At 71.8% G+C, this 8,202-nt stretch carries 9 protein-coding genes; 2 read left to right on the plus strand and 7 right to left on the minus strand.

Annotated elements, in window-relative coordinates:
* Window positions 1–4: 4 nt before the first annotated feature.
* The gene (locus tag ACWF62_RS16510; RefSeq protein WP_378570907.1) at window positions 5–493 is read right to left on the minus strand and encodes a polyadenylate-specific 3'-exoribonuclease AS; all 489 of its coding nucleotides are present in this window, start codon (window positions 491–493) and stop codon (window positions 5–7) included.
* 63 nt (window positions 494–556) lie between these two features.
* Here ACWF62_RS16510 and ACWF62_RS16515 point away from each other — a divergent pair, with 63 nt between their 5' ends.
* A complete protein-coding gene (locus ACWF62_RS16515; protein ID WP_452630649.1) occupies window positions 557–1,861 on the plus strand; it encodes a glycosyltransferase 87 family protein in 1,305 nt (434 codons plus the stop codon).
* A gap of 15 nt (window positions 1,862–1,876) precedes the next feature.
* Here the strand turns inward: ACWF62_RS16515 and ACWF62_RS16520 are convergent, their stop codons facing one another.
* From ACWF62_RS16520 to ACWF62_RS16545, 6 genes are all read right to left on the minus strand, one after another.
* Window positions 1,877–2,578 carry a lysophospholipid acyltransferase family protein gene (locus tag ACWF62_RS16520; protein WP_378507937.1) on the minus strand — a complete coding sequence of 234 codons (702 nt, stop codon included), beginning with the start codon at window positions 2,576–2,578 and terminating at the stop codon, window positions 1,877–1,879.
* A gap of 96 nt (window positions 2,579–2,674) precedes the next feature.
* Entirely contained in the window at window positions 2,675–3,649 is a 975-nt protein-coding gene (locus ACWF62_RS16525; RefSeq protein WP_452630650.1) for an ROK family protein, read from the minus strand.
* Window positions 3,646–4,026, minus strand: coding sequence for a hypothetical protein (locus tag ACWF62_RS16530; protein ID WP_452630651.1), 381 nt, complete (start codon window positions 4,024–4,026; stop codon window positions 3,646–3,648). Before ACWF62_RS16530 ends, ACWF62_RS16525 begins: the two co-directional genes overlap by 4 nt.
* Window positions 4,023–5,267 (minus strand): ArsA family ATPase, encoded by a 1,245-nt coding sequence (locus ACWF62_RS16535; RefSeq protein ID WP_378570899.1) that lies wholly within the window; start codon window positions 5,265–5,267, stop codon window positions 4,023–4,025. Before ACWF62_RS16535 ends, ACWF62_RS16530 begins: the two co-directional genes overlap by 4 nt.
* A gap of 29 nt (window positions 5,268–5,296) precedes the next feature.
* Window positions 5,297–5,734, minus strand: coding sequence for an SRPBCC family protein (locus ACWF62_RS16540; protein ID WP_378507941.1), 438 nt, complete (start codon window positions 5,732–5,734; stop codon window positions 5,297–5,299).
* A 34-nt stretch (window positions 5,735–5,768) separates the two neighbouring features.
* On the minus strand, window positions 5,769–6,161 hold the full coding sequence (locus ACWF62_RS16545) for a polyketide cyclase / dehydrase and lipid transport (protein ID WP_378507942.1): 393 nt from the start codon (window positions 6,159–6,161) through the stop codon (window positions 5,769–5,771).
* 116 nt (window positions 6,162–6,277) lie between these two features.
* On the opposite strand from ACWF62_RS16545, the gene ACWF62_RS16550 reads away from it, so the two are divergent.
* Window positions 6,278–8,083 (plus strand): AMP-dependent synthetase/ligase, encoded by a 1,806-nt coding sequence (locus ACWF62_RS16550; protein ID WP_378570896.1) that lies wholly within the window; start codon window positions 6,278–6,280, stop codon window positions 8,081–8,083.
* Window positions 8,084–8,202: the final 119 nt, after the last annotated feature.

Genomic DNA, 8,202 nt, shown 5'->3' on the forward strand with positions numbered 1-8,202 from the left:
CCGGTCAGCGCCGCGTCGCGAGGCGAATCGCCTCGAACTTCGCCAGGTTATGCCGGGCATCGGCAAGGGCATCGTGGGCGTCGGTCGGTGCGGCCGGGATCACGGGCCGCCCGGCGTCCTCCCAGTACTGCTTGAGTTCCCTGGTGAACCGCGGCAGCGACGGCGGCAGCGCGGTCATGTCGCCCCAGAGCTGGCAGAACGCGACGTGATCGTAGGCGGCGACCCACGCCCACAGCTCGGGAACCACTCCGGGCCGCGGGATCAGGAACTTGAGCAGGTCCGCACGCAGCCGCTCTCGGCTCTTCCACACCGGCGACGTCTGCGGCGGCAGCTTGGGAAGGACGTTGCTGCGCACCCACTTCCCCGCCCGCGACGAATCAAACTCGGTCGACACGGCATAGAACTCCCGGCCGTCCTCGGCCGCCACACCGATCGAGACCAGGTCGATTGTGCGACCATCCTCGATGAACTCGCAGTCGTAGAAGTAGCGCACGACGGGCAACCCTATGCGCCCGGCACACTGGTGACACGACCGCCCCCGACCCGAAGGACTGACGTGCTGCCGACCCCCGAGCGACCGCCGACCCGGACCTGGTTTCCCGATGCGGGTACCCCGGCAGGGCTGACGCTGCGGATCGGCATCCTCCTCGCTGCGGCAGCGGGCATCGCGTACAACCTGGTCGGGCTGCCGGGACTGCGTGAGCTCGGCGCCTACTACCGGATCGACCTGGACGTGTACCGGCTCGGCGGCGCCGCGTTCGCGAACGGCGCCGCCCTGTACGGCGCGATGCCCCCGACCGCACTCGGATCGACGCTGCCGTTCACCTATCCCCCGCTCGCGGCCATCGTGTTCGGACCGCTGTCGACGATCAGCCTCGAGGCGGCGAGCGCCGTGCTCACCGCACTGTCCTTGGCCGCGCTCGCGGGGACCGTCGCGCTCACCCTGCACACGCTCGGGGTGATCGACCGCCGGGTCGCGGTGTGGACGGCCCCGGCGATCTTCGCCGGTGCCCTGCTGCTGGAACCGGTGTACTCCACCCTCGACTACGGGCAGGTCAACCTCCTGCTGATGGCGGCGGTGGCGGCGGACTGCCTGCTGCCGCGCACGCCGTGGCCCCGCGGCCTGCTGGTCGGCCTCGTCGCGGCGGTTAAGCTGACTCCCGCGGTCTTCGTGCTGTACTTCCTGCTGCGCAAGGACATTCGGGCCACCGTGATGACCGGTGTCGGGTTCCTCGGCGGGACCGCGCTCGGCTTCGTGCTGTGCTTCTCCGACGCCAGGCAGTACTGGACCGAGACGCTGCTCGATTCGAACCGCATCGGCAGGCCCGCGTACCCGGCCAACCAGTCCCTGACCGGCATGCTGGCCCGCCTCGGGCTGGAGGGGTCCGCGCGGTCCGTGGTGTGGCTGGTGTGCTGCGCGGTGCTGTTCGTGGTCGCGGTGGTCGCGATCCGTCGGGCGCTGTCGGCGGGGCACCCGGTGCTCGCGCTGTCGGCGACCGCGCTGCTCGGCCTGCTCGCGTCACCGGTGTCGTGGTCGCATCACTGGGTGTGGGTGGTCCCGCTGCTGATGGCGTGCGGTCACCTGGGGCTCGGCCGCCGCCCGCTGACGCCGGGGCAGCGGGCGATGTGGACCGGGTGGACGCTCGGCGGGGTCGCGTTGATGGTCATCGCGCCGCACTGGCGGCTCACGCCGGGCCGCACCAGTGGGCTCGGGTGGTCGCTGGTGGACCAGCTGCTCGCGTCGTCGTACGTGTGGTGGGCGGTGGCGACCCTGGTGCTGCTCGCGCTCATCCGGCTTCCGCGGGTCGCGGCCGCCGCGGTGGTCGATCGGCCCGCCGCCGCGCCGGTCCCGGTCGCCTGACGGTGCCGTCGGGCGTCACCCGGTCCGGTCGCCGCCGGGCCGGGCCTGCGCCGACCGCAGGCCCGCGGCGTAGACGTCGACGTACTCCTGCCCGGAGAGCTTCATCAGCTTGTACATCACCTCGTCGGTGACGGCGCGCTCGACGAACCGGTTGCCCGCCATCCCGTGGAATCGGGTGAAGTCGATCGGCTCGCCGATCCGGATCACGATCTTCGTCGGCCGCGGCCACCGCGATCCGATCGGGTTGAGGGTGTCGGTCCCGATCATCGCGACCGGGATCACCGGCACCCCCGCGGCAAGGGCAAGGCGGGCCATCCCGGTCTTGCCCTTGTACAGCCGCCCGTCCGGGGACCGGGTGCCCTCCGGGTAGATGCCGAGCAGTCGGCCGTCACCGAGCACCCGCAGGCCCGCCGCGAGAGCATCGGCCGCCGCGTCGGCGCCGGTGCGGTCGATCGGCACCTGGCCGGCGGCGGTGAAGAACCACCTCTGGAATCGGCCCTTGAGCCCGGTCCCGGTGAAGTACTCGCTCTTGGCGAGAAAGGTGATCCGCCGCGGCGCCCGCAACGGCAGATAGAACGAATCCATCACCGCCTGGTGGTTGCTCGCCAGGATCGCCGGACCCGTCTGCGGAAGATGCTCCGCCCCTTCAATTCTGGGGCGGCCGAGCGCGATGAGGATCGGCCCGAGAAGGACGTATTTGAACAGCCAGTACCACACGACGCCTCCCGAGCCTGTTGTCCCGCGAACTGTACCGACGAGCCGTGCGACCGGCCACACCGGACGCCCGCGGGTGCCGCCGCGGCCCGCTGGCCGCTACCGGCGGGCGGCGCGCGCCAGGTCGGCCGCACCGATCATCGCGGCCGCCTCACCGAGCTGGGTGGTGCGGATCCGCGCCAGCGGCCGGTGCCCGGCACCGGTCAGCGTCCGCGCATAGTGCTCGCGGGCGTCGTCGAGGAACAGTCCGGCCGAGCTCGCGACGCCGCCGGCGATCACGATCAGCTCGGGGTCGAAGACGTCGGCGACGGTGGCCAGGCCGACGCCGAGCCACCGCGCGAACTCGGCGATCGCCAGCATCGCCACCCGGTCCCCGTCCCGCGCGGCGCCCGCGATGCGCCGCCCGGTCAGCGCCCCCGGGTCGCGGGCCACCTCCGCGGCGAGCACCGTCGACCCCGACGGGTCCGCGGCGAGTAGTTCGATCGCGGTGTCCACCAGGGCCGTTCCGCTGCAGTACCGCTCCAGGCAGCCGCGCTTGCCGCACGAGCACGGTCTGCCGTCCGGCACCACCTGCAGGTGCCCCAGCTCCGGCGCCACCCCGTAGCTGCCGCGGTAGAGGCGGCCATCGATCAGCAGCGCGGCACCGATGCCGGTACCGATCGCCACCGTGACCACGGTGCCAGCGCCGGTCGCCGCGCCGAACCGGCGTTCGGCCCACGCCGCCGCGTTGGCGTCGTGTTCGAGCACGACCGGCAGGCCGACGCGCTCGCTCAGCTCGCGGGCGACCGGAGTATCCAGCCACGGCAGGTGCGGTGCGAACCGCAGATTCGTCCGGTCCTCCGACACGAACCCGGCAACGGCGAGACCGATCGCGTCGACGTCGTTGCGGGACATCAGCTCTCGCACGGTCCGGTCGAGGGCGTCCTGCAGCGCGGACACCGATCGGGAGGTCGGGGCCTGCGCGGTGTCGAGGACCTGCCCCGCCGCGTCGACCACCGCGGCGCGAATGCTGGTGCCGCCCACGTCGATCCCGATGGTCGGGCCGGTGCCCGGCTGCGGTGTGTGCTCGCTCATGCCTCCGGATTGTCCCGGGTCTGCACCCGAATCGGCACGAATGCGCGCCGATTCGGTGTCGGGTCGGCGGCCGGCCCCTCCTCGGACGGCTCCGGACGGTGCTCGTCGAGGAGCGTCCGCACCAGCGTGAGCAGCGCGGCGACCTGCGCGGCAACCAGTGTCAGCAGCTCGTGCGATTCGCCGCGCAGCAGCGCGACGAGCGCGCACACCGGGCACCAGCCGCACCCGGAGCCCGGGTCCGCCGGTGCGTCGGGGTCCGGCTCCGCGACGGCGGCCGCGACCTCAAGCGCGCGTTCGAGTAGCGGTTCGAAGCGGTCCATGGCCGCGGTCGCCAACGCCCGCAACTCGGCCATCACGGCCGCGTGATCGTCGGTCACTGCGGCCACACCTCGGGGTCGGGGCGGAATCGCACCACGAGCCGATCGTCCTCGACGTCGGCGCCGACCGCCTCGCAGCGGCGCAGCACCGACGCGAGCGGCATCCGTCGACGCACCCCGGCCGCGCCGATCAGCAGGTCGTCGCCCATCCGGCCGAGGGTGATTGACGCCGGGTCGACGAGCGGAAGCGGCACCCGCAACGCGTACACCGAGTCCACCCCCACCCCCGATTCGTGTTCGACACTCGATCCATGTTCGGCCCGGGACCCGCCCCGCGACGTCGCGGCACCGACGGCGGCCTTGGCGAGGTCGTCGGCGAGGGCGCCGAGAGCGTCCCACCCTACCGGGTCGTCGCCGCGGTCGGACACGACGTGGACCGGTATGTCCGCGAGCGCGGCCCGCAGGCCCGTGAGGGCGGCGGCCTGGGCCGCCCCCCTGCGCGCCAACCACTCGGCGGCCACCGAGCCCGGGATCCGGTTCCCTGCGGAGTCATCCTGCGGGACAACACCGTTCACCACGACGTCGTCGAGTTCGAGGCCGAGCAGCGCCAGCGCCGTCACGGTTCGCCGCGCCTCCGCCACCGCCACCGCCCGCGGTTCGACCACCAGCCGCACCCCGGCCCGGTCCGGGTCGCCGAGCAGCGCCCGGATCGGTGCCGTCGCATCGACGAGCCGGTCCGCAAGCAACGCCGCCAGCAGCTGCCATTGCTGGGCCCCCGCCCCGATCGTGGCGCGCGCGTGCCGTGGCCAGATCCGCTCGACGCCGTCCGCGACGAGATCGGCGGCGGTCAACAGCCGCACGGTGTCCGCGGTGGCCGGGCAGTCGACCACCACCTCGTCCCAGTCGCCGCTCCCCGCCAGCGTCGTGACCTCAGCGAGCCCGACGAATTCCTGCGCGCCGGGCAGCGCGGTCAGCTCCTCCGGCTCGGGCAGCGTCAACCCATGGTCGTGGTCGGGCCCGGACGGCACCAGCGCCGCCGCGACCGCGAGCCGCTGCTCCAGCACGGCGAGGGTGTCCAGTTCGAGGATCTCGACGGCGCCGCCCGCCCCGACACCGGGAACGTCGCGGATCGCGTCCTGCGCGGTTCCCGGCCTGCGCGGGACACCCAGCACCTCGGACAGCGAATGAGCCTGGTCGAGCGACACGACGAGCACCCGAGAACCCGTGCGCGCCAAGGCGAGCGCGGTCGCCGCCGCCACCGTGGACTTGCCAACCCCGCCCTTCCCGACGACGAACCGCACCCGCGGGTGCGCGTCGTCCTCCCGCGGCGTCAGCCCTCCACTCTCTTCTTCAGTTCGGTGAGCGCGGTGTCCGTGATCGCCCGCTCCGCCTTGCGCTTAAACAGTCCGATCATCGGAATCGTCAGGTCCACCGTCAGCCGATACGTCACCAGGGTGGAACCGTCGGCCTGCGGTTCGAGCGTGTACGACCCGGACTGCGCCCGCTGGATCTCGCCCTCCACGAGTTCCCACGACACCGATCGACCGTCCGCGGCCCACGCGAACTCGAGCACGTAGGTGTCCTTGACCATGCCCGCATCCAGCTCGAAGCGAACCCGGCGGGCACGCCCTGCCGGACCGGCCTCGACGACCTCGACGGACTTCGCGGCCGCCACCCACTCCGGGTAGGCGCGGTGATCCGCGATCACGTCCATCACCTGCTCCGCTGTCGCGGCGATCGTGATCGACCTCTCGGTCTTCTCGGCCATGGCGGAACGTTCCTTTCCTACGGCTGTTCCGGGGTCACCGGGCCAGCGGGGACTCTCCCGCGGCGCGTCCCGCCTCGAGCTCCCGCTTCGCCTCGAAGGTGACCACCTTGCCCGCGAGCCTGCGCGCGTGGTTCATGCCGGCAAGGTCCAGTGCCGCAACGTTCTCGGGCGGCACCCCGGCCGGCTCGGCGTGCAGGAAGTAGTGCACGATCGTGCCGTCCAGTTCGGCCTCAAGCCAGAGCTCCATCGTGCCGGTCAGCGCACCGGCAACGGTCCACCGGATCCCCTTCTCCGCGCGGTCCTCCTGCACCTGCAGACGCAGATCCGGCCACCAGCGACCCCATTTCGCCTGCGCCGACAGGCAGGCCGCGACCCGTTCGGGTGCCGCCGCGATGAAGGTCTGGTCCGCGACCTGAATGCTGCTCACCCGGACAGCTTCACATATCGGCCGCCACGGACGTGGCGCAGGTCGCATCCCGCAAGGTTTAGAGTGGACCCCGAGTAATACCTACTCGTCAGTATTCGCAGGTTCGGAGGCCTCACGTGCGTGAATTCAGTGTCCCGCTCAACTTCGCCGTTCCGGCGGACGGATCCGCGGTCGACGCGGTGTTCGCCCACGCCGCCACGACACCGAACCTGGTGGTGTTCAAGAAGCTGACGGGCGGCACCTGGACCGACGTGACCGCGAGCGAGGTCGCGGAGCAGGTCACCGCGGTCGCGAAGGGCCTTGTCGCGTCCGGTGTTCGGGCGGGCGACCGGGTCGCGCTGATGTCCTCGACCCGCTACGAGTGGCCGATCCTGGACTTCGCGATCTGGGCGGCGGGCGCGGTGACCGTGCCGATCTACGAGACCTCGTCCGCGGACCAGGTTCGGTGGATCCTCGAGGATTCCGCCGCGGTCGGGCTGATCGTCGAGACCGCCGAGCACGCCGAGACCGTCGCCGGGGTCACCGACGAATTCCCGACGCTGCGCGCGGTCCTGCGCATCGAGCCGGCCGACGGCGACGCTGGCGCCGTCGCCGCCCTCGTCGAACGCGGCGCCGAGATCGCCGACGACGAGGTTCGAGCGCGGACCGCCGCGTTGCAGGCAGCCGACCCGGCGACGCTGATCTACACCTCCGGCACCACCGGCCGCCCGAAGGGCTGCATGCTCACCCACTCGAACCTGATCGCCGAGTCGCAGGCGATCGCGACGTCCGGGTTCGGCGAGCTGCTGCAGCCGGGCAGGCGGAACCTGATGTTCCTGCCGCTGGCCCACGTCCTTGCGCGGGCGGTCAGCCTTGCCGCGTTCAACGCGGGCGCGACCGTCGGCCACACCTCGGACACCAAGAACATCGTCGCCACCTTCGGCGAGTTCAAGCCGGACTTCATCCTGTCGGTGCCGCGGGTGTTCGAGAAGGTCTTCAACACCGCTCAGCAGAAGGCGCACAACGAGGGCAAGGGCAAGATCTTCGACCTGGCCGCCGAGGTGGCCGTGCGGTGGAGCCAGGCGCAGGACACCGGCGGCGCCGGGTTCGTGCTGAATCTCAAGCACACCGTCTTCGACAAGCTGGTGTACAGCAAGCTCAAGGCGGCCCTCGGCGGCCAGTGCCAGCTCGCCATCTCCGGTGGGGCACCGCTCGGCGCCCGCCTCGGCCACTTCTTCCGCGGCCTCGGCGTCACGATCTACGAGGGCTACGGGCTGACCGAGAGCACCGCCGCGATCACCGTCAACACCCCCGGCCACCAGAAGATCGGCACCGTCGGCAAGCCGCTCGCGGGCAACGCCGTCCGGATCGCCGAGGACGGCGAGATCCTGCTGCAGGGCCCGGTGGTGTTCACCGAGTACTGGAAGAACGAGGCCGCGACGAGGGAGGCCATCGTCGACGGCTGGTTCCACACCGGCGATCTCGGCTCCCTCGACACCGAGGGCTACCTGTCCATCACGGGCCGGAAGAAGGAGATCATCGTCACCGCGGGCGGCAAGAACGTCGCCCCCGCCGGACTCGAGGATCACCTGCGGGCGCACCCCCTGATCAGCCAGGCTCTGGTGGTCGGCGACCAGAAGCCGTTCATCGGCGCGCTGATCACGATCGACCCGGAGGCGTGGCCGGGCTGGGTCGAACGCAACGGCAAGCCCGCCGGATCCAGCATCGAGGACCTGCTCGCCGACCCCGACCTGGTCGCCGAGGTGGACGCCGCGATCGCCGAGGCCAACACGCTCGTCTCGCATGCCGAGGCGATCAAGAAGTACCGGATCCTGCCGCTCGACTTCACCGAGGAGACCGGCGAGCTCACCCCGACGCTCAAGCTCAAGCGCAACATCATCCACCAGAACCGCGGCACCGAGATCGAGGCCATCTACGGCTAATCGGCTCCGCCGCCGTGGGGGGGGGGTGGCTCTCCCCCTCGGGGTACGAACCCCCCCCCACAACCCCCCCCCCCCCCCTCCCCCCCTCCCCCCCCCCCCCCCCCCCCCCCCCCCCCCCC

Source organism: Rhodococcus sp. NPDC054953 (assembly GCF_053609225.1).